At 73.2% G+C, this 21,948-nt stretch carries 25 protein-coding genes and 3 pseudogenes; 9 read left to right on the plus strand and 19 right to left on the minus strand.

What is annotated here, in order from left to right; translation table 11 throughout:
- Positions 1–27 precede the first annotated feature (27 nt).
- The 6 genes from QUE40_RS11330 to QUE40_RS11355 form a co-directional block, all read right to left on the minus strand.
- The gene (locus tag QUE40_RS11330; protein WP_289231021.1) at positions 28–1,422 is read right to left on the minus strand and encodes a GntP family permease; all 1,395 of its coding nucleotides are present in this window, start codon (positions 1,420–1,422) and stop codon (positions 28–30) included.
- 14 nt (positions 1,423–1,436) lie between these two features.
- Positions 1,437–3,248, minus strand: a complete 1,812-nt coding sequence (locus tag QUE40_RS11335; protein WP_289231022.1) for a M3 family metallopeptidase — start codon at positions 3,246–3,248, stop codon at positions 1,437–1,439.
- Positions 3,249–3,457: 209 nt separating this feature from the next.
- Complete coding sequence (gene mutM, locus QUE40_RS11340) at positions 3,458–4,324, minus strand: bifunctional DNA-formamidopyrimidine glycosylase/DNA-(apurinic or apyrimidinic site) lyase (protein ID WP_289231023.1); 867 nt, start codon at positions 4,322–4,324, stop codon at positions 3,458–3,460.
- Positions 4,325–4,327: 3 nt separating this feature from the next.
- The gene (rnc, locus tag QUE40_RS11345) at positions 4,328–5,104 is read right to left on the minus strand and encodes a ribonuclease III (protein ID WP_142005735.1); all 777 of its coding nucleotides are present in this window, start codon (positions 5,102–5,104) and stop codon (positions 4,328–4,330) included.
- Between the two features lie 8 nt (positions 5,105–5,112).
- Positions 5,113–5,307: a 50S ribosomal protein L32 gene (rpmF, locus tag QUE40_RS11350; RefSeq protein WP_142005736.1), complete on the minus strand. Its 195-nt coding sequence runs from the start codon at positions 5,305–5,307 to the stop codon at positions 5,113–5,115.
- A gap of 1 nt (position 5,308) precedes the next feature.
- The gene (locus QUE40_RS11355) at positions 5,309–5,887 is read right to left on the minus strand and encodes a YceD family protein (RefSeq protein ID WP_142005737.1); all 579 of its coding nucleotides are present in this window, start codon (positions 5,885–5,887) and stop codon (positions 5,309–5,311) included.
- 175 nt (positions 5,888–6,062) lie between these two features.
- On the opposite strand from QUE40_RS11355, the gene QUE40_RS11360 reads away from it, so the two are divergent.
- The gene (locus QUE40_RS11360) at positions 6,063–6,983 is read left to right on the plus strand and encodes a YegS/Rv2252/BmrU family lipid kinase (protein WP_289231024.1); all 921 of its coding nucleotides are present in this window, start codon (positions 6,063–6,065) and stop codon (positions 6,981–6,983) included.
- A 28-nt stretch (positions 6,984–7,011) separates the two neighbouring features.
- Here the strand turns inward: QUE40_RS11360 and coaD are convergent, their stop codons facing one another.
- The 7 genes and pseudogenes from coaD to QUE40_RS19240 all read right to left on the minus strand — a co-directional run.
- On the minus strand, positions 7,012–7,506 hold the full coding sequence (coaD, locus tag QUE40_RS11365) for a pantetheine-phosphate adenylyltransferase (RefSeq protein WP_289231025.1): 495 nt from the start codon (positions 7,504–7,506) through the stop codon (positions 7,012–7,014).
- 26 nt (positions 7,507–7,532) lie between these two features.
- Positions 7,533–8,105 (minus strand): 16S rRNA (guanine(966)-N(2))-methyltransferase RsmD, encoded by a 573-nt coding sequence (gene rsmD, locus QUE40_RS11370; RefSeq protein ID WP_289231026.1) that lies wholly within the window; start codon positions 8,103–8,105, stop codon positions 7,533–7,535.
- Positions 8,105–8,428: a hypothetical protein gene (locus tag QUE40_RS11375; protein WP_289231027.1), complete on the minus strand. Its 324-nt coding sequence runs from the start codon at positions 8,426–8,428 to the stop codon at positions 8,105–8,107. The genes rsmD and QUE40_RS11375 overlap by 1 nt, the downstream gene beginning before the upstream one ends.
- Positions 8,389–9,822 carry an ATP-dependent DNA helicase RecG gene (locus QUE40_RS11380; protein WP_350227154.1) on the minus strand — a complete coding sequence of 478 codons (1,434 nt, stop codon included), beginning with the start codon at positions 9,820–9,822 and terminating at the stop codon, positions 8,389–8,391. Before QUE40_RS11380 ends, QUE40_RS11375 begins: the two co-directional genes overlap by 40 nt.
- Complete coding sequence (locus tag QUE40_RS11385; protein ID WP_289231028.1) at positions 9,729–10,316, minus strand: hypothetical protein; 588 nt, start codon at positions 10,314–10,316, stop codon at positions 9,729–9,731. Before QUE40_RS11385 ends, QUE40_RS11380 begins: the two co-directional genes overlap by 94 nt.
- Positions 10,316–11,104 (minus strand): DAK2 domain-containing protein, encoded by a 789-nt coding sequence (locus QUE40_RS11390; RefSeq protein WP_289231029.1) that lies wholly within the window; start codon positions 11,102–11,104, stop codon positions 10,316–10,318. Before QUE40_RS11390 ends, QUE40_RS11385 begins: the two co-directional genes overlap by 1 nt.
- 197 nt (positions 11,105–11,301) lie before the next feature.
- Positions 11,302–11,676, minus strand: a pseudogene (locus tag QUE40_RS19240) (DAK2 domain-containing protein); the annotation flags it as partial.
- Between the two features lie 469 nt (positions 11,677–12,145).
- On the opposite strand from QUE40_RS19240, the gene rpmB reads away from it, so the two are divergent.
- The gene (rpmB, locus tag QUE40_RS11400) at positions 12,146–12,340 is read left to right on the plus strand and encodes a 50S ribosomal protein L28 (RefSeq protein ID WP_142005743.1); all 195 of its coding nucleotides are present in this window, start codon (positions 12,146–12,148) and stop codon (positions 12,338–12,340) included.
- Positions 12,341–12,414: 74 nt separating this feature from the next.
- Positions 12,415–13,205 (plus strand): annotated as a pseudogene (locus tag QUE40_RS11405) (class I SAM-dependent methyltransferase).
- An 86-nt stretch (positions 13,206–13,291) separates the two neighbouring features.
- Here QUE40_RS11405 and thiL read toward each other — a convergent pair.
- Entirely contained in the window at positions 13,292–14,209 is a 918-nt protein-coding gene (gene thiL / locus QUE40_RS11410; RefSeq protein ID WP_350226951.1) for a thiamine-phosphate kinase, read from the minus strand.
- Positions 14,210–14,313: 104 nt separating this feature from the next.
- Here thiL and QUE40_RS11415 point away from each other — a divergent pair, with 104 nt between their 5' ends.
- The 3 genes and pseudogenes from QUE40_RS11415 (at position 14,314) to QUE40_RS19245 (ending at position 14,977) form a co-directional block, all read left to right on the plus strand.
- Positions 14,314–14,547, plus strand: a complete 234-nt coding sequence (locus QUE40_RS11415) for an Lrp/AsnC family transcriptional regulator (RefSeq protein WP_142005746.1) — start codon at positions 14,314–14,316, stop codon at positions 14,545–14,547.
- A pseudogene (locus tag QUE40_RS19700) lies at positions 14,526–14,729 on the plus strand (hypothetical protein); the annotation flags it as partial. The gene QUE40_RS11415 and the pseudogene QUE40_RS19700, both read left to right, overlap by 22 nt.
- A 110-nt stretch (positions 14,730–14,839) precedes the next feature.
- A complete protein-coding gene (locus QUE40_RS19245) occupies positions 14,840–14,977 on the plus strand; it encodes a hypothetical protein (protein WP_350226952.1) in 138 nt (45 codons plus the stop codon).
- Between the two features lie 194 nt (positions 14,978–15,171).
- Here QUE40_RS19245 and QUE40_RS11425 read toward each other — a convergent pair whose 3' ends face one another.
- Positions 15,172–16,326 carry a D-alanine--D-alanine ligase family protein gene (locus tag QUE40_RS11425; RefSeq protein WP_289231031.1) on the minus strand — a complete coding sequence of 385 codons (1,155 nt, stop codon included), beginning with the start codon at positions 16,324–16,326 and terminating at the stop codon, positions 15,172–15,174.
- A gap of 71 nt (positions 16,327–16,397) precedes the next feature.
- On the opposite strand from QUE40_RS11425, the gene QUE40_RS11430 reads away from it, so the two are divergent.
- On the plus strand, positions 16,398–17,459 hold the full coding sequence (locus QUE40_RS11430) for a trans-sulfuration enzyme family protein (protein ID WP_289231032.1): 1,062 nt from the start codon (positions 16,398–16,400) through the stop codon (positions 17,457–17,459).
- A 24-nt stretch (positions 17,460–17,483) separates the two neighbouring features.
- Here QUE40_RS11430 and QUE40_RS11435 read toward each other — a convergent pair whose 3' ends face one another.
- Positions 17,484–18,485, minus strand: coding sequence for an NAD(P)H-dependent glycerol-3-phosphate dehydrogenase (locus QUE40_RS11435; protein ID WP_142005750.1), 1,002 nt, complete (start codon positions 18,483–18,485; stop codon positions 17,484–17,486).
- Complete coding sequence (locus QUE40_RS11440) at positions 18,482–19,225, minus strand: lysophospholipid acyltransferase family protein (RefSeq protein ID WP_338070563.1); 744 nt, start codon at positions 19,223–19,225, stop codon at positions 18,482–18,484. Before QUE40_RS11440 ends, QUE40_RS11435 begins: the two co-directional genes overlap by 4 nt.
- A 131-nt stretch (positions 19,226–19,356) precedes the next feature.
- On the opposite strand from QUE40_RS11440, the gene cofC reads away from it, so the two are divergent.
- Complete coding sequence (gene cofC / locus QUE40_RS11445; RefSeq protein WP_289231033.1) at positions 19,357–20,013, plus strand: 2-phospho-L-lactate guanylyltransferase; 657 nt, start codon at positions 19,357–19,359, stop codon at positions 20,011–20,013.
- 1 nt (position 20,014) lies between these two features.
- Positions 20,015–20,230 carry a cold-shock protein gene (locus QUE40_RS11450; protein ID WP_142005752.1) on the plus strand — a complete coding sequence of 72 codons (216 nt, stop codon included), beginning with the start codon at positions 20,015–20,017 and terminating at the stop codon, positions 20,228–20,230.
- A gap of 136 nt (positions 20,231–20,366) precedes the next feature.
- Here QUE40_RS11450 and QUE40_RS11455 read toward each other — a convergent pair whose 3' ends face one another.
- Positions 20,367–20,999, minus strand: a complete 633-nt coding sequence (locus tag QUE40_RS11455; RefSeq protein WP_289231034.1) for an HU family DNA-binding protein — start codon at positions 20,997–20,999, stop codon at positions 20,367–20,369.
- A 344-nt stretch (positions 21,000–21,343) separates the two neighbouring features.
- Entirely contained in the window at positions 21,344–21,940 is a 597-nt protein-coding gene (leuD, locus tag QUE40_RS11460; protein WP_289231035.1) for a 3-isopropylmalate dehydratase small subunit, read from the minus strand.
- Positions 21,941–21,948: the final 8 nt, after the last annotated feature.

Genomic DNA, 21,948 nt, shown 5'->3' on the forward strand with positions numbered 1-21,948 from the left:
CGGGAACGGGCCGGACGGCGGCCGGGGTTACCCGAGCGGCCAGAGCAGCGCGGCGAGCGCGAAGGCGGTGACGCCGATCGTGGTCTCCATGACCGTCCAGGTCTTCAGCGTGGTCTTCTCGTCCATCTGGAAGAAGCGGCTGACGAGCCAGAAGCCGGAGTCGTTGACGTGCGAGAGCACGGTGGCGCCCGCGGCGATGGCCACGACCAGGAGCGTCAGGCGTACGTCCGACAGGTTCGCCGCGGTGGCTGCCTCGGCGACCAGGCCGGCGGTCGTGGTGATCGCGACCGTCGCCGAGCCCTGCGCCACGCGCAGCGCGGTGGCGATGACGAACGACTGGAGCAGCAGCGGCATCCCGAGGTCGCCGAGCGAGGCGGTGAGCGCGTCGCCGATGCCGCTGGCGCGCAGCACCCCGCCGAACATGCCGCCCGCGCCGGTGATCAGGATGATCGAGCAGATCGGGCCGAGCGCGTCGTCGAGAATGTTGCGCAGCGGCGCCATCTTGCCGGGGCGCACCATGGTCGCGATCGCGACCAGCAGCGTGATCAGCAGCGCGACCGGCGTCTGCCCGAGCAGCACCAGCGCCTGCGCCCACACCGCCTCGTCGTCGATCGTTCCGGCGGTCCCGAGCGTCGACACGATCGTGTTGCCCGCGATGAGCACGAACGGCAGCAGCAGCAGGAGCAGCACGTGCCCGAACCGCGGGCGGCGCAGGTCGGCCTGCTTCTCGTCGTCGTCGCCGTCGTTCATCTCGCCGAACAGCAGGTCGGGCACGTCGACGTGCACGCGCTTCCCGAGCACCTGGGAGACGAGGTAGGAGCCGACGAACCAGGTGACGACCGCGACCGGCAGCCCGATCAGCAGGCCGATGCCGATGTTGCCGCCGAGCGCGTCGGCCGCGGCCACCGGGCCGGGGTGCGGCGGGACGATCGCGTGCATGGCGGCGAACGCACCCGCGGCGGGGAGGGCGTACAGCAGGACGGAGCCGCCGAAGCGACGGGCCACGGTGAGGATGATCGGCAGGAAGACGACCAGGCCGGCGTCGAAGAAGATCGGGATGCCGAACAGCAGCGCCGCGACGCCGAGCGCCAGCGGTGCGCGCTTCTCGCCGAAGCGGTTCACCAGCACGTCGGCGAGCACCTGCGCGCCGCCGCTCACCTCGAGCAACCGCCCGAGCATGACGCCGAACCCGACCAGCAGCGCTACGGATCCGAGGGTGGAGTTGAAGCCGGTGCTCATGGCTTCGGGCACGTCGCCGATGGGGATGCCGGCGGCGACGGCGGTGATGACGCTCACCAGCACGAGCGCGATGAAGGCGTGCAGCTTGACCTTCATGATGAGGAACAGCAGCAGCACGACTGCGGCCCCCGCCACGAGCAGCAGCGTGGCGGTGGGGTAGGTCGCGACGACTCCGTCGTCCATGGTGTCTCTCCCGATCAGTCGGTGCCGGGCTCGCGGGAGAGCCAGGCGGCGTAGGCGTCGAAGGTGTAGGGGCGGCCGAGGAAGTCCTCGACCAGGTCGGCGGCGTCGCGGGACCCGCCCGGCGCCAGGATGCGGTCGCGATAGCGCTCGGCCACCTCGGACGCGAACAGGTCACCGGGGTCGAACGCCGAGAACAGGTCCTTGGCGATGACGAGCGACCACATGTACGTGTAGTACGCCGACGCGTAGCCCGACAGGTGGCCGAACGAACAGTGCATGTGCGTGTCGGGCAGGGCCGCGAACACGGAGTACTGGCGCTGCAGCTCGCCGATGCGCTCGGTGAGGTCGTCGGGCAGCGCGTGGTGCAGGTCGTAGCTCACGGCGGCGTAGAACATCTGCGTGCGCGCCTGGAACCCCTTGCCGAACTCGTGGGCGGCGCGCATCCGCCGCACCAGGTCGGCCGGGATCGGGTTGCCGTCGGCGTCACGCGCGAACGACGCGAGCACGTCGGCGTCCCAGGCCCACTCCTCGAGCATCTGGCTCGGCGCCTCGACGAAGTCCCACTCGGTGGCGACGCCCGAGAACCGTTGCCACTGCTGGCGACCCGCGGTCACGTGGTGGATCAGGTGGCCGAACTCGTGGAAGAGGGTGACGACCTCGCTGTGCTCCATCAGCCCGCGGCTGAAGTTGCAGACGAGCACGCCCTCGGGCAGTGCGCGCTCGAAAAGCCCTGAGACCAGGGTGAACTGGGCCGCGTGCTTGAACTTGCCGTCGCGCGGGTGCAGGTCGAGGTAGATCCGCCCGATCCGTTCGCCGGCCAGCTCGACGTCGTACGCCGTCACGTCCTCGTGCCAGGTCGTCGCCTCGACGGGGGTCCAGGTGAGACCGAACAGGCGACCGGTCACGTCGAGCAGCCCCCGGCGAACGTCCTCGAAGGCGAAGTATCGACGGACCTCCTGCGCGTCCACGTCGAGCTGCTCCCGGCGTACGAGCTCGGAGTAGTAGGTCGCGTCGGCGGTGTCGACGTCGGCCAGGTCGGGGCGGTCCTGCCGGGCGCGCTCGAGCAGGCGCTGCTTGTCGCGCTCGGCGCTCGGACCCGCGAGATCGGTGATGCGCGCGATGAACTCGGCCTCCGCCTCGGCCGTCTCGATCATCTTCACCTCGGTGTCGAGGTCGACCCAGGTGGGGTATCCCAGCAGCCGCGCGTGCTCGGCGCGCAGCTCGAGCAGGCGGCGCAGCACCGCGTCGTTGTCGGGCCAGGCCACCGTCAGCGACGCCGACGAGACCGCGACCCGCGCGTCGCGGTCGTGGGCGAACGTGCGCACCGGGATCGAGTCGGGGTAGTCGGTCGTGACCTCGACGAGGCCGTCCGCACCGGCCGGGTGCTGCTCGCGCCAGTCGTCGGGCAGGCCGTCGAGCTGGTCGGGGCGCAGGCGCACGGTCTTGGTGCCCTCGCGGATGTTGCGGGCGAACTCCTGGCTGGTCTCCAGCTCCAGGCGGTTGAGCTCGCGCAGCCGCTCGCGCGTGGCCTCGTCGCGGTCGACGCCGCTGCGCCGGAAGTCGCGCAGCACCTTGTCGAGCATCCGGGTGGCGTCGGCGTCGAGCCCGTCCGGATCGACCCCGGCGACGACGGCGTAGATCTCGGTGTCGAGCGACAGGTCGGTCGCGAAGGCGTCGAGGTCCTGGGAGTGCTTGTCGGCTGCCTCGCGCACCTGCGCGTCGGGGTGCACCTCCGACAGCAGCGACGCCGCAGCCCCCGCGTCGCCCAGCGCCGTCTGCAGCGCGTCCCAGGTCTGCAGCACCTCCATGGCCGGCGCGTCGCTCATGCCCCGCAGGCGGTCGGCCAAAACCCTTGCCGCATCAAGGCTTTCGTCGGTTCGGGCACGGAGCCAGGGTCCGGTTGCCGCGGCCTCGGGGAGGGCGATCGGCTGCAGATCGGTCACCGGCTCAGGCTAGTCGCGCACCTCCCCACCACGCTCGCCGACGCGAGCACCCGCTGAAACGCGGTTTGAGCGCGGGCGGGGTGACGCGGGCCTCAGCGCGGGGCGGTGCGGCGCGGGCGGGGCTGGCAGCGCGGGCAGAAGAAGCTCGAGCGGTTCATGAACACCTCGCGGCGCATCAGCGTGCCGCAGCGACGGCACGGCTCCCCCACCCGGCCGTACGCGTTCAGCGACCGCTCGAAGTAGCCGCTCGCGCCGTTGACGTTGACATAGAGCGCGTCGAACGAGGTCCCACCCTGGTCGAGCGCGGCCTCCATCACCTCGCGGGCGTGCCCCAGCACCCGCGCCAGCGCCGGCTTGGTCAGCAGGTCGGTGCGCCGCGCGCCGTGCACCTGCGCCCGCCACAGCGCCTCGTCGGCATAGATGTTGCCGATGCCCGAGACGAGCGACTGGTCCAGCAGCGCCCGCTTGACCTCGGTGTGCCTGCCCTTCATCCGCCGTACGACCGCGGCCGGTTCGTAGGCCGCCTCCAGCGGGTCTGGGGCGATGTGGGCGATCGTGGCCGGCACCCGGCGCGGCCCGACGTCGGCGAGCTCGTCGAGCTGCAGCCCGCCGAAGGTGCGCTGGTCGACGAACCGCAGCTGGCGTCCGTCGTCGAGGTCGAGCACCGCGTGGGCGTGCTTCTCCAGGGGCGCGTCGGCGTCCTCGACCAGCAGCTGCCCGCTCATGCCGAGGTGGGCGATCAGCGCCTGCTCGTCGTCGAGCAGCAGCCAGAGGTACTTGCCGCGGCGCTCGGCCGCGGCGACCGTGCGGCCGGTGAGCCGGTCGGCGAGGTCGAGCGGCCCGGGCAGGTGACGGCGCGCGACCCGCGCCCCGGTGACCTGCACCCGGTCGAACCGGCGCCCCACCACGTGGTCGGCGAGGCCGCGGCGAACCACCTCGACCTCGGGCAGCTCGGGCACGGATCAGGCCCCGTCGACCGGGGGTGCCGTGTCGCTCACGGCGTCGGCGCGCTCCTTGAGCGTGGTCCACGCCTGCTGCGCGGCCTCCTGCTCGGCGGTCTTCTTGTTGCGGCCCTCGCCGCGCCCCAGCTCCTCGTCGCCGACCAGCACCTTGGCGGTGAAGATCTTGTCGTGGTCGGGGCCCTCGGCGGTCACGGAGTACGACGGCGAGCCCAGCTCGGCCGCGGCCACCGCCTCCTGCAGCGAGGTCTTCCAGTCCAGCCCGGCCCCGAGCTGGGTCGACTGCTCCAGCAGCGGGTCGAGGATGTGGTGCACGAAGCGGCTGGCCGGCTCCAGCCCGCCCATCAGGAACACCGTCCCGATGACCGCCTCCATCGTGTCGGCAAGGATCGAGTCCTTGTCGCGCCCGCCGGTGGCCGCCTCGCCCCGGCCGAGGAAGACGTACTCCCCGAGGTCCAGGCCACGAGCGACGTCGGCGAGCGCCCGCGAGTTGACCACCGAGGCGCGCAGCTTGGCCAGCTGCCCCTCCGGCAGGTCGGGGTGCTCGCCGTAGAGGTGGTCGGTGACGACCAGCCCGAGCACGGCGTCGCCGAGGAACTCCTGGCGCTCGTTGTGCGGGGCGCCGCCGTTCTCGTACGCGTAGGACCGGTGCGTCAGGGCACGCGAAAGCAGCGGTTCGTCGATGACCGTGCCCGAGACCTCGGTGAGGATCTGGGCCAGGTCAGCGACGGACCGCTGCGCTGCGCTGAGGTGCCGTGAGCGCTTGGACTGCGACCCCACGGCGGGGGTCAGCTCTGGTGCTCGGTGCGCTCGGCCGAGGCGTAGTGCCGGCCGGCGTAGGTGCCGCAGTTGGGGCACGCGATGTGCGGCTGCTTGAGCGCCGAGCAGTTCGGGCAGGCCTGGGTGGCGACCGGCGTCGCCTTCCAGTTCGCGCGGCGCGAGCGGGTGTTGGAGCGCGACATCTTCCGCTTCGGGACGGCCACGTCAGTTCCTCTTCTGGTCGTCGGTGGCGGCCTGGTCGCGCAGTGCGGCCAAGGCTCCCCACCGGGGGTCTACCTGGTCATGGTGGTGGTCCGGGTCGTCGGCCAGCCTGGCTCCGCACTCGGAGCACAGGCCTGGGCAGTCGTCCCGGCACACCGGCTGGAACGGCAGCGAAGGCACCACTGCGTCCCGGAGCACGGGCTCCAGGTCGGCAAGGTCACCGTCCAGCTCCCGCAGCTCCTCGTCGTCCTCACCTCCCACCTCCTGGTGGTGAGCGGCACGATCGGCGTAGGCGAACAGCTCCTGGAGGTGCACGTCGACAGGGACGTGAACCTCCTCCAGGCACCGCACGCACGCGCCGGTCGCGGTGGCGCGAGCCGAGCCGGTGACCAGAACCCCCTCGACGACGGCCTCCAGCCGCAGGTCCAGCTCGATGGGCTGGCCCTCCGGGACGGAGATCACGTCGGTGCCGAGAAGCTCTGGCGCCTCGACCTCGCGGTGCACCTCGAGCATGTTGCCTGGGCGGCGCCCCAGCTCCCGGGTGTCCAGGACCAGTGGGCCGCGTGGGTCCGCATGCGTCATCAGGTGCTCACGAAGATCGTTGGGTGGCTCGGCCCACGTCATGACGACGAGGCCGAGGGCCAAGGCTACCGGAGCGGCGCTCCCGGCCCAAAACGTACGTCCTGGGCCGGCTCCCGCCCATCCCGAGGGGTGGCGCGTGGCCGGCCGCGGCGGCCACCTTGGCACACTGTCGCGCGTGACCCAGCCCACCCCCGACCGTCGCCACGTGGCGCTGCTGACCAACCCCGCCTCCGGGCACGGCAAGGGCGGGCGCGCGATCCAGCCGGTGCTCGACCGGTTGCGGGCCTCAGGGGTGCGCGTCGACCACGTCGCCGAGGACGGTCGCGACGCCGCCGAGGCCGCGGTGCGCGAGGTCGCCGGGCAGGGCGCCGACCTGATCCTCAGCGTCGGCGGCGACGGCACGCACGGCGTCGCGCTGCAGGCCGCCGTCGCGACGGGCACGCCGCTCGGCGTGGTGCCCGCCGGCACCGGCAACGACCTCGCGCGCGCCCTGCGCATCCCTCGCTCCGACCTCGGCGACGCGGTGACGCTCGCGCTGGAGGCGCCGGTCCGCTCGATCGACGTCGGCCGGGTGCGCACGGGCGAGCAGGAGCGGTTCTTCGCGACCATCGTCACCGCCGGCTTCGACTCCCTGGTGACCGACCGCACCAACGCGATGCGCTGGCCGAACGGCAAGGCCCGATACCTGCTCGCGATCGGGATGGAGTACTTCCGGCTCGCCCCGCGCGACTTCCGCGTCGAGATCGACGGCGAGCTCGTGCACGACGGCCCGGCGATCCTCACGGCCGTGGGCAACACCGAGAGCTACGGCGGCGGCATGCGCATCCTGCCCACCGCCGACCCCGCCGACGGGCTGCTGGACGTGACGATCCTGGAGGGCGTGCGCTACCCGCGGGTGGAGCTGCCGGCCGTCCTGCCCCGGATCATGCGCGGCACGCACGCGACCCACCGCGCCGTGCGCACCCTGCGGGGCCGGCAGGTGCGGCTGGAGAGCGGCGTGATGAACGCCTACGCCGACGGCGACCCGGTCGGCGCGCTGCCGGTGACGATCGACGTCGTGCCCGGCGCGCTGCAGGTCGCCGCGCCGACCGCCTGACCGACCCCGCCGTACGCCCTCGCCGGGCTCAGCTCGGACGCACCCGCTCCAGCAGCGGCGCGAGCACCGGCGCCGGCACCATCGAGGCGACGTCTCCGCCGAGCGAGGCGACGGTGCGGATCAACGAGCTGGAGTAGTGCCCGAGCGCCGGGTCGCCGGGCAGCAGCAGCGTCTCGACGCCGGTCATCTCGCGGTTCATCTGCGCCATCGGCTGCTCGTAGTCGTAGTCGACCGACCCGCGGATGCCCTTGAGCAGCACGCCCGCGTCGAGCTCGCGGCACACGTCGACGATCAGTCGCCGGCCGAACTCCTCGGCGCGCACGTTGGGCAGCCCGGCCGTCGACTCCTCGATCAGGGCGATGCGCTCCTGCGGGGTGAACGTGCCCTGCTTGTCGGGGTTGTGCAGCACCGCGACAACCACTTCGTCGAACAGCGCGCTGGCCCGGGTGATGACGTCGAGGTGCCCGACGGTGATCGGGTCGTAGGAGCCGGGGCACACGCAGCGTCGGGGGTTGCCGGTCATGCGCGCCAGGCTATGCGTTCGCCGGCTCAGGCGACGTCGCCCTCGGGCACGAACTCGGCGAACCAGACGGTGGTCTCGCCGTAGCGCCGCGGCCCGATGAGCTCGACGTCGGCCGGCCAGGTGGGCTCGGGCGAGCGGGCCGAGCGCTCGACCGCCAGCACGGCGGAGTCGGCCAGCCACGGACGTACGGCGGTGAGGACGGCGGCGAGCTCGGCCTCGCCGATGTCGTAGGGCGGGTCGCACAGCACCAGGTCGACGTCGGGCGGGTCGGGCGGGTCGGCGAGCGCCCGCTCGACGCCGGCCGCGACGACCCTGGCCCGGTGCAGGCCGAGATCGGCGATGTTGCGCCGGATGGTCTCGGCCGCGCGGCGGTCGGACTCCACGAGCAGCACCGAGGCGGCGGCCCGCGAGGCGGCCTCGAGGCCGAGGGCGCCGGACCCGGCGTAGAGGTCGAGCACCCGCGCGCCGTGCAGCACGTCGAGGTGCTCCAGCCGGGAGAACATCGCCTCGCGCACCCGGTCGCTGGTGGGCCGGGTGCCGCGGCCGGGCGGTGTCTGCAGCCGCCGGCCGCCCGCGCTGCCGGCGATGACGCGGGTCATCAGCCCCGCTCCAGGAAGGCGACCTGCTGCTCGTCGAGCCGCTCGGTCACGGCCCGCTCGAGACCGGGGTAGCGCAGCAGCTCGGGGTCGTCGCCCACGAGCTCGCCGGCGTCGCCGCGAGCCTGCTCGATGAGGTCGGCGTCCTGCTTGAGGCGCAGCATGCGCAGCTGCGAGCGCCGCCCGCTCTGCTGGGCGCCGAGCACGTCGCCCTCGCGGCGCAGCGAGAGGTCGAGGTCGGCGAGCCCGAAGCCGTCGGTGGTCTCGGCGACCTTCTGCAGCCGGTTCAGCGCGGCCTCCTCGTTGCGGGTGGCGAGCAGGCACACTCCCCGGCGTCGCCCCGGCCGACGCGGCCGCGCAGCTGGTGCAGCTGGGAGATGCCGAACCGGTCGGCGTCGAGGATGACCATCGCGGTGGCGTTGGGCACGTCGACGCCCACCTCGACCACGGTCGTCGCGACGAGCACGTCGACCGCGCCGGAGGCGAACGCGGCCATCACGGCGTCCTTCTCGTCGGTGGGCAGCTGCCCGTGCATCGACTCGATGCGCAGCCCGGCGAGCGCCGGCTCCTCGCGCAGCTGGGCGAGCACCTCGTGCACCCCGCGCATGGGTGGCGGCTCCGCGTCGTCGGCACCGTCCTCGACGGTGCCCTCTCGCCAGGCCCGCTCCAGCTCGGCGAGCACCTGGTCGTCCTCCGGCGTCTCCTCGCCGATGCGTGGACAGATGACGTACGCCTGGTGCCCCCGGGCGACCTCCTCGGCCACCCGCTGCCAGGTGCGCTGCATCCAGCGCTCGTTGGTCGAGGGCACGACGAACGTCTCGATGGGCTGACGACCGCGGGGCAGCTCGCGCAGGGTCGAGGTCTCCATGTCGCCGAACACCGTCATGGCGATGCTGCGCGGGATCGGCGTGGCGGTCATGACGAGCAGGTGCGGGGCGCGAACGGCCTTGTCGCGCAACGCATCTCGCTGCTCGACGCCGAACCGGTGCTGCTCGTCGACGACCACGAGCCCGAGGTCGGCGAACATCACCTCGTCCTGGATCAGCGCGTGGGTGCCGATGACGATGCCGACCGGGCCGGTGGTGATGTCGAGGAGGACCTTCTCCTTCTGCCTGCGCGTCATGCTGCCGGTGAGCAGCGCCACCTGGGTGCCCTGGGCTGAGCCGCCGAGCATCCCGCCCTCGGCGAGCGGCCCGAGCATGGCGCGGATCGAGCGGGCGTGCTGCTGGGCCAGCACCTCGGTGGGCGCGAGCAGCGCGGCCTGCGCGCCGGAGTCGACGGCCGCGAGCATCGCGCGCAGCGCCACCACCGTCTTGCCCGAGCCGACCTCACCCTGCAGCAGCCGGTGCATCGGCACGTCGCGGGCCATGTCGGCGGCGATCTCGTCGGCGACCTCGCGCTGGCCGGCGGTCAGCTGGAACGGCAGCTGCGCGTCGAAGGCCTCGAGCAGCCCGCCCTTCGGGGCGGTGCGCGGAACCGCTTGCTCCGCAAGGTATTTCGCGCGTCGCTGCGCCAGGACGGTCTGCACGACCAGCGCCTCTTCGTAGCGCAGGCGCTGCTTGGCCGACTCGACCTCGGCGAGGGTGCGCGGCAGGTGCAGCCAGCGGTACGCCTCCCGCTCGTCGATCAGCCCGCGCCGCTCGCGCAGGTGGTCGGGCACGGCGTCGGCGCCGACCTCGAGCTGCTCGAGCACCAGCTTGAGCGTCTTGGTGAGGCCCATGTCGGTGATGCCCTTGGTGGCCTTGTAGATCGGCACCAGGCCACCGGCGTAGACGTCGAGGTCACTGCCCTCGGCATCGGCGTCGAGCACGGTGTAGGTCGGGTGGGCCAGCTGCGGGCGCCGCCGGAACTCCCCAGCTTGCCCCGGGCCAGCACCCGCCGCCCGGGCTGCAGCGCCTGCTCGTGGCCGTAGGGACGGAAGAAGACCAGGTTGAACTCGTTGTCCTCGGCGTCGACCAGGGTGGCCTCGAACCGGCTGCCGCGGCTGGCCCGGTTGCGGCTGGTGGTGCCCGAGACGACGGTGGCCACGATCGCCACGTGGTCGTCCAGCGCGAAGTCGGTGATCCGCCCGGAGGTCTCGACGTCGATGTATCGGCGCGGGTGGAAGTCGAGCAGGTCGCCGACGGTGACGATGTCGCGCTCGGTCGCGAGCTTCTTGGCGGGCGCACCGACGACCTTGCTCAGCCTGGTCTCGCGGGTGATCGGGTCGGCCATCACTCACATCCCACGGCCAGCGCCGGCTGCGCGGCGCCGCTCTCCAGCACGGTCACCTCGGCATACTCCGCCACGGCACCGACAAGGTCCACGACGGCCCGCAGCTCCTCGGACCGCAGCGCCGCCCCGGCGACCACCGACACCAGCTCGGCGCCGGCGAGCGCGTCGGTGAGCTCGGCGCGCGCGACGGCCAGGTCGAACGGGTCGGGATAGCTCAGCACCGCGATCTCGCCCTCGAGGTCGTCGAGCTGCTGGTCCAGCGGCTTGGCCCGGCGGTCGCGCTCGAGCAGGTCGAGGGCCGCCAGCAGCGTCACCGGGTCGTCGCAACCGACGGTGACCCCCTCGCGCCCGGTCGCCGCCCGCTCGGCTGCGCGGCGCGTCTCGGGCGAGTCGCACACGACCACGACCGGCGGCGCGCCCACGACCTCCTCCAGCAGCGCGGAGTCACCGGCCTCGACGGGGGTGCCACCGCGCTGACGCACGCGGTCGGCCAGGCCCGCGCCGGAGACCACGGCCGCGAGACGTACGTCGTCGTCGCCTGCCCGCGGCGCGTCACCCGGGCACGGCTCGGCCCCGAGACCCGGCTGGTCGGCGAAGCGGGTGACCGCGAACCGGTGCGGCCGACCGTTGCTCGCTCCCGCTTCGAGCGCGGCGGCGATGTCGTCGGTGTGCACGTGGACGGAGAACAGCGCGGGCCCGCCGGCGATGACGACCGAGTCGCCGATCGACTCCAGCTGCGCCGACAGCGACCGGGCGCGCTCGTCGTCGGTGTCGTCGAGGAGATACATGACCTCGTACGCCGGCCCCCGGAGTCCGCGTGCGCGCCCAGCCCCTGGGCCGGCACGGCGCGCGCGGCGCCGGTCGCGGGCAGCCACGCGGCGGGGCGGTCGGGGTCGGCCAGCCCGTGCTCGCCGCGCACCACCCGCAGCAGCGCCTCGAGCACGAGGAGATATCCGGCGCCGCCCGCGTCGACCACCCCGGCCTCGCGCAGCGTCTCGAGCTGGCGCGGGGTCGACTGCAGCGCCGAGCGGGCCGCGTCGACCGCGCCCTGGGTGACGTCGTCGAGCGACCCGCCACCGACCGCCTCGGCCCCCTCGGCCGCCGCGCGCGCGACGCAGAGGATGGTGCCCTCGACGGGGCGCGCGACGCCCGACCAGGCGAGGTCGCTGGCTGCGCGCAGGGCCGCGGTCAGCGCCGGACCGTCGAGCGGGCGCCCGCCGGTCTCCTCGACGACCGAGGCCAGGCCGCGCACGAGCTGGCTGAGGATGACGCCGCTGTTGCCACGGGCGGAGACGAGCATGGCCCGGGCCAGCACGGCGGCCGCCTCGGTGAGGCTGGTCGCGTCCGCCGCCGCGAGCATGCGCACGGCCTGCTGCACGGTGACCCGCAGGTTGGTGCCCGTGTCGCCGTCGGGCACCGGGAAGACGTTGAGCCGGTCAAGCGCCGCGGCGTGGGTCGCGAGATCGGTGCGTGCCGCGACGAGCCACCGCCGCAACGCCGCCAGGTCCAGCTCGCTCAGGACCGCCACGACACCTCCGCCTGTTGCTCGCACATCCGCCGTGCGCGAGGCTAACCGCCCGCGCGTGACTGTGCACGGCACGCGGTACGTCCTCGCGCGGCTGCCGGGTGTCCTGCACGGCCACGGCGGGGCAGCCGGCGGTGAGCGGGGCCGGGGGTCTCCGTTTTGGCTTGTGCCGAGGTGCTCGGCTACGCTTGTCCGGTTCCCCCGCGTGGTCCGCTGCCATCAGGCGCGTCCGCATGACGGGCGGGCACCGAGACCAGAGCTTGACCAGAACGACGACGACACCGTCCCGACCTCAGGAGCAACCGTGGCTGCCACTTGCGACGTCTGCGGCAAGAAGCCGAGCTTCGGCCACAACATCTCGCACTCCCACCGCCGCACCAAGCGGCGCTGGAACCCCAACATCCAGCGTGTGCGCGCCAAGGTCGGTGTGAACGGCTCGACCCCGAAGCGCCTCAACGTGTGCACCTCCTGCCTCAAGGCCGGCAAGGTCACCCGCTGACCCTTCGCCCGCGAGGCGAGACACCAGGCCGATCCCCGGGCGCCGGGGGTCGGCCTCGTTGTTTCCTGGGGGTCGTGAGGACGCCCTACACCCACGGCCACGCCGAGAGCGTGCTGCGCTCGCACCGGTGGCGCACCGCCGAGAACTCCTGCGCCTACCTGCTCCCCGGCTGCGCCCGGGCCTTGACCTGCTCGACGTCGGCGCCGGGCCCGGCACCATCACCGTCGACCTCGCCCGCCGCGTCGCCCCCGGCCAGGTCAGCGCCCTCGAGCTGGGCGAGGCCGCCGCGTCGGTGACGCGCGAGGGGGTGGCCGGCACCGACGTACGCGTCCTGGTCGGCGACGTGCACGCGCTCGACCTGCCCGAGGCGTCCTTCGACGTGGTCCATGCCCACCAGGTACTGCAGCACGTGCCCGAGCCGGTGCGGGCGCTGCGCGAGATGGCGCGGGTGACGCGGCCGGGCGGCACGGTCGCGGTGCGAGACACCGACTACTCCGCGTTCACCTGGTGGCCGCGACTGCCCGAGCTCGACACCTGGCTGGACCTGTACGTGCGCGCCGCACGCGCCAACGGCGGCGAGCCCGACGCCGGACGCCGGCTGCTGTCGTGGGCGCACGCCGCCGGACTGCAGCAGGTCGAGCCGTCGGCCTCGGTGTGGTGCCTGGCCACGCCCGAGGACCGCGCCTGGTGGGGCGGCATGTGGGCCGACCGGATCCTGACCTCGGCGATCGCGACGCAGCTGCTGGACGCCGGCTGGGCGAGCCGGGAGGACCTCGAGGGCATCTCGGCCGCGTGGCGCACCTGGGCCGCCGATCCCGACGGCTGGCTGATCGTGCCGCACGGGGAGCTGCTGATCACCGCCTGACGGGCGAGACACCCACGCACGATCGAGCGTGTCTCACGGGTGGAAGTGGTCCCAGCCGCCGCCCGAGCGCGGCCGGCCGTCGACCGTCACGCCCTCGCCCGCGCCCACCTGACCGATCCGGCGCCACCCGTCGGGCAGCGCGACCTCGGGCGGGAAGCAGGCCAGCAGCGAGTGCTCCTCTCCCCGGTGAGCACGCAGCCCAGCGCGGCGTCGTCGTCGAGCACCCCGGTCAGCCGGTCGAGGTCGGCGCGCAGCAGCTCGGTGCTCAGCTCGAGCCGCACCCCCGACGCCGCGGCGACGCGTCCCGCGTCGCGCACCAGGCCGTCGCTCAGGTCGATCATCGCGGTGGCGCCGGCCGATCTCGCCACCGGGCCCTGCTCGTACGGCGGGCGCGGGCGGACGTGCTCGCGCACCAGATCTTCGTCGTCGTCAGCCCGATCCTGTTGCAGCAGAACGAAACCCGCGGCCGAACGACCCAGCGTGCCGGCGACGGCGACCACGTCTCCCGCGCGCGCGCCCGAGCGCAGCACCGGGTCGCCGTCGACGTCGCCGAGGGCGGTGATCGAGACCATGAGCGTGCCGGCGGGCGCGGACGACAGGTCGCCGCCCGCGATCGGGACCTCGATCTCGGCCGCCGCCGCGCCGAGACCCGCGGCGAAGTCGAGCACCCACGCCACGGGGGTCTCGGGGTCGGCCACGAGCGTCACGAGCAGCGCGGTGGCCCGCCCGCCCATCGAGGCGATGTCGGCGACGTTCTGCGCGACGGACTTGCCGCCCACGTCGGCGGGCGAGGACCACTCGTCGAGCCAGTCACGCCCGCGCACCATCGTGTCGGTCGTGGCCAGCACGCTGCCGTACGCCGTGCGCACCAGCGCGGTGTCGTCACCCGGCGCGACGACCACCGGGCCGCCGCGGGGCAGCAGCGGGAAGATCTGGGCGAGCAGCTCGTCCTCGCTGACGTCGCGCAGCCGGGGACCCGGCCCGTCCGTCCAACGGTTGGTCACGTGACTCCTCCGGCCTCGGGCATCAGCCCCAGACGGTAGCGTCTGCCCCGACACCACGGCTCCCACCTTGCGGGTGCCGCACCGACCCCGACGACGGAGGCGAGATGGTCCAGGCCTACATCCTCATCCAGACCGACATGGGCAGGGCCGGCGACGTGTCGGCCGCGTGCGCCGAGATCGACGGGGTCGTGAGTGCCGAAGACGTCACCGGCGGCTACGACGTCATCGTCAAGGTCGAGGCCAACACCGTCGACGAGCTCGGCAAGCTCGTGCTGGCCAAGATCCAGAAGGTCCAGGGCATCGTCCGCACCCAGACGTGCACCGTCGTCCACGTCTGACCGCCCTCGCGGTCGCCGCCGCGACCCTCGCCCTCAGCGGCTGCTCGTCGGCCGTCGAGGTCTCCGCCGCACCGAAGGCGTCAGATCCGTTGTGCGCCAAGGCTGCTCAGCAGTGGCCGGCCTCCGTCTCCGGTGAGGAGCTGCGCGAGGTCAGCGTCGACTCCCCCACCGTGCGCGCCTGGGGAGACCCGGCGATCATCGCCCGCTGCGGCATGACCTCCCCGGCCCGACCACCAACGACTGCATCGGCGTCTCCGGGGTCGACTGGGTCGCTCGCAAGCTCAGCGACGGCATGGCGTTCACGACGTACGGCCGCGAGCCCGCCATCGAGGTCCTCGTCCCGAAGGACTACGCGCCCGAGCCGTTGGTGCTCGGCGCGTTCACCGAGGCCGCCCAGCAGATCCCCCAGGGCCCACGCCGCTGTTCGTGACTTTTTGGCCTCAGCTCCTCCTCCGGCACCCGTCGCACGCTCCGGTCTGCCGGCATCGTCGCCGAGGCGTCCGTCCCGGGCAGAACGGGTCGATATCGACCCCACATGACCCGCGAACGGCCCGATTCGCGGGCAGAACGGGTCGATATCGACCCCAGACGTACGCCCACCCCGGCCGACCCGGGCCAGTCGCGTCAGCGCAGGCCGGTGCGGCGGTCCAGCGCCAGCTCGATCAGCTCGGTGATCAGCTGCGGGTAGTCCAGGCCGCTGACCTTCCACACCTGCGGGAACATCGAGCTGGGCGTGAAGCCGGGCAGGGTGTTGATCTCGTTGAGCACGAGCCGGCCACCGGGCTGGTAGAACCAGTCGACGCGCGCCAGACCCTCGCAGCCGGCGGCGTCGAACGCCTTGACCGACAGCTCCTTGACCTCGGCCGCGACCTCCGCCGGGATGTCGGCGGGGCAGGTGAGGCGGACGTCCTCGGCGTCGATGTACTTCGCCTCGAAGTCGTAGAAGTCGTGGTTGGAGACGACCTCGATCTCGCCGATCTCGCTGGCCCGCGGGAGGCTGTCGCCGCGACCCTCGAGCACGCCGCACTCGATCTCGCGACCGTCCACCGCGGCCTCGACGATCACCTTGGGGTCGTGCTCGCGCGCGGCCTCGATCGCCGGCCGCAGGTCGTCGAACCGCTCGACCTTGGAGATCCCGACGCTGGACCCGGCGCGCGCGGGCTTGACGAAGACCGGCCAGCCCAGCGCCGGCACGGCGTCCATCGCGAGCTCGGGGTCGCGGCGCCACTGCTTGTCGGTGATGACGACGTAGGGCCCCACCGGCAGCCCGGCGGCGGAGAAGACGACCTTCATGAGGTGCTTGTCCATCATCACCGCCGACGCGGCGACGCCCGAGCCGACGTAACGCACGTCGGCGAGCTCGAGCAGGCCCTGCAGCGTGCCGTCCTCGCCGAACGGTCCGTGCAGCAGCGGCAGCACCACGTCGACGCCCGCGAGCTCGGTCGGCGGCTGCCCCGGCTCGCGCACGATGAGGTTGCGCGGCCCGGACCCCGCCGGCACGACCACGTCGGTGTCGCCGGTGACCTCGGGGCGGTTGGTCGCCGTGAGCCGCAGCGGCTCGGGGTCGTCGGCCATGAGCAGCCAGCGGCCGTCGCGGGCGATGCCGATCGGCACCACCTCGAACCGCTCCCGGTCGATCGCGCGCAGCACGCCGGCCGCGGTCGCGCACGACACGGCGTGCTCGGAGGACCGGCCGCCGAACACGATGGCCACACGGGTCTTGGGTGCGCCCTGCTCGGAGCCCGTCGGGGCCGGCGGTGCGGCGTTGCTCTCAGTCATCGTGGTCGAGGGTAATGCCCGGATCCTGGTGCCCGGCGCAGGCTGCGCCGCGGCCGTGCGACGCTGCGACCATGCCCGACCTGCCCCTGTCCCCCGCCACCCGGCTCGTCGCCGGCGGCCGCCCCGCCCACCAGCCGGGCGCCTCGCTCAACGCACCGGTCGAGCTGACCTCGACGTACGTGGCCGGCGCCCCCGTCAACTACGCGCGGGTCGACAACCCCACCTGGCGGGCGTTCGAGGAGGTCCTGGGCGAGCTCGAGGAAGGGTCCGCGCTGGCGTACGCCTCCGGCATGGCGGCCATCTCGGCCGCCCTGTCCCTGGCACCGGTCGGGGCGGTGGTGGTGGCGCCGCACCACGCGTACAACGGGACGGGGGCGCTGCTCGCCGAGCTGGCCGAGCAGGGCGCTGTGCAGGTGCGCCGGGTCGACATCGCGGACACCGACGAGGTGCTCGCCGCCCTCGACGGCGCGGCCCTGCTGTGGACCGAGTCGCCGACCAACCCGATGCTCGAGATCGCCGATCTGCCAACGCTTTTCGCTGCTGCTCGCGAGCGCGACGTGGTGTCGGTCTGCGACAACACCTTCTCCACGCCGCTGCTGCAGCGCCCGCTCGAGCTCGGCGCCGACGTGGTGGTGCACTCGGTCACCAAGTTCCTCTCCGGCCACTCCGACGTGCTGCTCGGCGCCGCGATCACCGCCGACGAGGGCCTGCGCGAGCGGCTGCACACGCACCGCACGCTGCGCGGTGCGATCCCCGGCCCGATGGAGACCTGGCTCGCGCTGCGCGGGCTGCGCACCCTGCACCTGCGGCTGGAACGCTCGTGCGCCAACGCGGCGGTGCTGGCCGAACGGCTGCGCGAGCACCCCGCGGTCCAGCGGGTGCGTTATCCCGGCACGGGCGCGATCGTGGCGATCGAGCCGGTCGGTGGCCGCGACGCGGCCGAGCGGGTGGAGCAGGCGGTGCGCGTGTGGACGCCCGCGACCAGCCTCGGCGGCGTGGAGTCGCTGCTCGAGCGCCGTCGCCGCCACCCGGCAGAGCCGCCGACCGTGCCCGAGCAGCTGGTGCGGCTCAGCGTCGGGGTCGAGGACGTCGAGGACCTGTGGCGCGACCTGGACCGGGCGCTGTCCGACTGATCGCGACCGGGCGCTCGGCCCGCGTCAGCTGCGCTCGTGCTTGCGGCTGCGCGACATGAGCTGCTCGACGACGTCGGCGGGACGGCGCCCCTCGAACACCACGGCCGCGACGTTCTCGACGATCGGCACCTCGGCGCCGACGCTGGTGGCCAGCTCGAGGATCGACCGGCACGACTTCACGCCCTCGGCGGTCTGCTTGGTGCTGGCCTGTACCTCCTCCAGCGTCTGCCCCTGGCCGAGCTTGAAGCCGAACGTGTAGTTGCGCGACAGCGGCGAGGCACACGTCGCCACCAGGTCGCCCACGCCGGCGAGACCGAGGAAGGTCTGCGGGTCGGCGCCGAGCCGGATGCCGAAGCGCGCCGTCTCGGCGAGCCCCCGGGTCAGCAGGCTGGCCATGGTGTTGTCGCCCATCCCCATGCCCTTGGCCATGCCGACGGCGAGCGCGATGACGTTCTTGACCGCACCGCCGATCTCGACGCCCACGACGTCGCCGTTGGTGTAGGGGCGGAAGTACGGCGTGGCCGACGCCTCGGCCACCCTGGCCCGGGCCATCGCGTTGGTGGAGGCGACCACCGCGGCCGCCGGCTGCTTGGCCGCGATCTCGCGCGCCAGGTTGGGCCCCGACACGACCACGATGCGCTCGGGGTCGACCGACGCCGCCTCGGCGATGACCTCGCTCATCCGGCGGGTGGTGCCGAGCTCGATGCCCTTCATCAGCGACACGACGTAGGCATCGTCGCCGATCGCGTCGCCCCACTGCGCGAGGTTGTCGCGCAGCGTCTGCGAGGGCACCGCCAGCACCGCGACCTGCGCGCCCTCGGCCGCCTCGCGCGGGTCGGCCGTCGCGCGCACCGCGTCGGGCAGCTGCAGGTCGGGCAGGTAGCCACCGTTGCGGCGGGTGCTGTTGATCTCGTCGGCGACCTCGGGCCGGCGGCTCCAGATCGTCACGTCGCACCCGGCGTCGGCCAGGATCGCGGCGTACGCCGTCCCCCAGCTGCCGCTGCCGAAAACCGTTGCGCGGGTCATGATCTCGCCTCTCCGTCCGCGCGTCCGGGACCGGCCGGGCGGAACCGCTCGGCAGGTGCCCGCTCGCCGCGGATCGTCTCCAGCTGGGTGGTGATGGCCGCCATCAGCCGCTCGGTCGCGGTGCGCAGGGTGGCACTGTCGTACGGCCGGGCCAGGTCGGACAGGTCGACCGGCGGACCAGCCTGGATGCGGATCGTCTTGCGCGGCAACAGCTTCGGGACCTTGCCGCGATAGGGCCACAGCAGGTCCTGGGTCCCCCACATCGCGACGGGGATCAGCGGGCAGTCGGTCTCGAGCGCGATGCGCGCCGCGCCGGTCTTGCCGGCCATCGGCCACAGCCCGGGGTCGCGGGTGAGCGTGCCCTCGGGCATCACCACGACGCAGGCGCCCTCGCGCACGGCCTGGATCGCTGCGGTCAGGGCGTCGACCGCGCGCACGGTGTTGCGATAGACGGGGATCTGCCCGGTGCCGCGGATGACGTGCCCGAGGCCCGGCACGTCGAGCAGGCTGGACTTCGCGAGGTAGTGCGGGGCGCGGCCGTGGTCGACCAGGAAGTGCCCGAGCGTGAGCGGGTCGGTGTAGGAGACGTGGTTGGCGGCGAGCACGAACCCGCCCTCGCGCGGCAGGTGCTCGCCCCCGCTCCACTCCTGGCGCGTGACGCCCTGCATCACCGGGCGCAGACCGCCGATGATGCGTCGGAACAGGGGCGTGATCTCCTCACGCATCGGCTCTCGGGGCACCGGTCTCCTCCACGTGGCGGCGGGGTCCCGGTCATCCTGCCACGCGGCGCGCCGCCGGACCGGCCGCCTCGGACATACCCCTGCGTGTGTGTCGTCGGCAGGCTGTCACCGGGCGATGAGACGATGGCCGCGTGAGCGTCTCGCCCCCGACCGCCGCCCGCACCTCGACCTGGCACGTCGTCGTGCCCGTCAAGAGCCGGTTCCGCGCCAAGTCGCGGCTGCACGCGCCCGCCGGCGTCGACAAGCCCGGCCTCGCGCTGGCCCTCGCGCTCGACACCCTCGACGCCGTGCTCGACGTCGTGCGCGCCGACCGGCTGATCGTCGTCACCGAGGACGACCTGGTCACCGCCCACCTCGCCGAGCGCGACGTGCGCACCGTCCCCGACCCGGCCCGCGGTCTCAACCCGGCCGTCCAGGCGGGTCTCGCCGAGGCCGTCCGGCGCGACGCGGGCCTGCCCACCGCCGTGCTGCTCGGCGACCTCCCGGCGCTGCGCCCGGCCGAGCTGCTCGCGGGCCTGCGCGCGTGCGCCGCGACCGAGAGCGCCCTCGTGCCCGACCACGACGGGCACGGCACCGTGCTGCTGACCCATCACGACCCGCGCGCGCTCGCGCCCCGGTTCGGTCGCGGCTCGGCCGCGCGCCACGCCCGGCGCTGCACGGTGCTCGACCTCGACCTGCCGACGCTGCGGCACGACGTCGACGACCTCGCCTCGCTCGACCGGGCCGCCGAGCTCGGTCTCGGCGAGCACAGCGCCGCGGCGCTCGGTGCCGAGCGACGGAGCGCCTGACGTGCAGGCCACCGTGCACACCTTCGACCTCGACACCGCCTCGGGCTCGGTGCTCATGGACAACGGGCGCGAGCTGCGCTTCGGGCAGACGGCCTTCGCCGCGAGCGGGCTGCGGCACCTGCGCCCCGGCCAGCGGGTCAGCGTCGAGATCGGCTCCGACGGCGGGGTGTCCCGGCTGTGGATCGTCGGCATCGGCGCGGGTCAGATCATCCGCTGACCTGACCTGACCTGACCTGACCTGACCTGACCAGCCGGGGCGGCGCACCCGGACTCACCTCGGGCACCCGGACACGCCACGAGGGCGGCCCCATCGGGAGCCGCCCTCGCTGACGTACGGGGTCTGTGCCGCGCGCTCAGCGCTTGGCGGTGCGCGTGGTCTTCTTCGCCGGGGCCTTCTTGGCCGTGCTGCGCGTCGTCGTCTTCTTCGCGGTGCTGCGCGCCGGCGTGGCCTTGGTCGTGGCCTTCTTGGCGGTCGACTTCTTCGCCGCCGTGGTGCCGCTCGCCTTCTTGGCGGTGGACTTCTTGGCCGCGGTGGACTTCGTCGCTGCACCCGTGGACTTGGCCGCGGACTTCTTCGCCGCCGTGGTGCCGGTCGCCTTCTTGGCGGTCGACTTCTTGGCCGCGATCTTCTTGGTGGCGGCCTTCTTCGTGGTGGTCGACGAGCCGGCCGCGGTCGCGCGGCCGCCGGCGTTGCCGGTCTTGGGCAGGCTGCGCGGGTCGGCGACGACGGTCTTGAACGCGGTGCCCGGCTTGAACTTCGGCACCGCAGTCTTCTTGATGCGCACGCTCTGGCCGGTGCGCGGGTTGCGACCGGTGCGGGCCGCACGGGACACCTTCTCGAAGGTGCCGAAGCCGGTGATGCCCACCTTGTTGCCCTTGGCCACCTCGCGGATGATCACGTCGAAGACCGCCTCGAGGGCGTCGTTGGCCGCCTTCTTGCTGCCGAGGCGACCCTCGAGGTTCGCGATGAGTTCTGCCTTGTTCACGATCCCAACCCTCCGGGGATTCTGCCGGCGCCACCGCCGGACTCTCACACTGCCGGGCAGGTGCTCGGCTTGACATCAGACGGTATGACCGCGCGAGGCGCACGTCCACTACATCGCGCCGGAGATTCGTTGTGGCCGAACGACTTTGGGCGCTCGAGGCTGGGCGCCGCCCGACGGCAGCCCGCGCACCGACCGGTCCGCGTCGGCCCGACGCCCCCGGCTCCGACCCCGCACCGGCGGCTGCGGCGACGGGCGCGCGGAGGCGGCGAGGGCGTACGGCGGGGGATGCGAAAGCCCGGGTCCCGTTGCGGCGCAACGGAACCCGGGCTTCGGTGCAGAGTCGGTCAGCCGGCGACCGTGGTGGTCGGCTTCCACGGGTGGCGCTGCGACTCGTAGTCGTCGATGGCGTCGGCGTGACGCAGCGTGAGGCTGATGTCGTCGAGCCCCTCGAGCAGGCGCCACCGCGTGTAGTCGTCGATCTGGAACGGGACGGTGAGGTCGCCGCCGGTGATCACCCGGCCCTCGAGATCGACCGAAAGCGGTGTGCCCGGGTGGTTCTCGAGCAGCTTCCACAGCAGCTCGACGTCCTCCTGAGCGACCTGCGCGGTGAGCAGACCGGCCTTGCCGGAATTGCCGCGGAAGATGTCGGCGAAGCGCGAGGAGATGACCACGCGGAAGCCGTAGTCCATCAGCGCCCACACCGCGTGCTCGCGCGAGGAGCCGGTGCCGAAGTCGGGCCCGGCGACGAGCACCGATCCCTGGGCGTAGTCGGGGTTGTTGAGCACGAACGACTCGTCGCCCCGCCAGGCGGAGAACAGCCCGTCCTCGAAGCCGGTGCGGGTGATCCGCTTCAGGTAGACCGCGGGGATGATCTGGTCGGTGTCGACGTTGCTGCGCCGCAGCGGGACTCCGACGCCGGTGTGGGTCTCGAACTTGTCCATCGTGGGCT

Origin of the sequence: Barrientosiimonas endolithica (assembly GCF_030296655.1) — a bacterium.
Classification (GTDB): domain Bacteria; phylum Actinomycetota; class Actinomycetes; order Actinomycetales; family Dermatophilaceae; genus Barrientosiimonas; species Barrientosiimonas humi.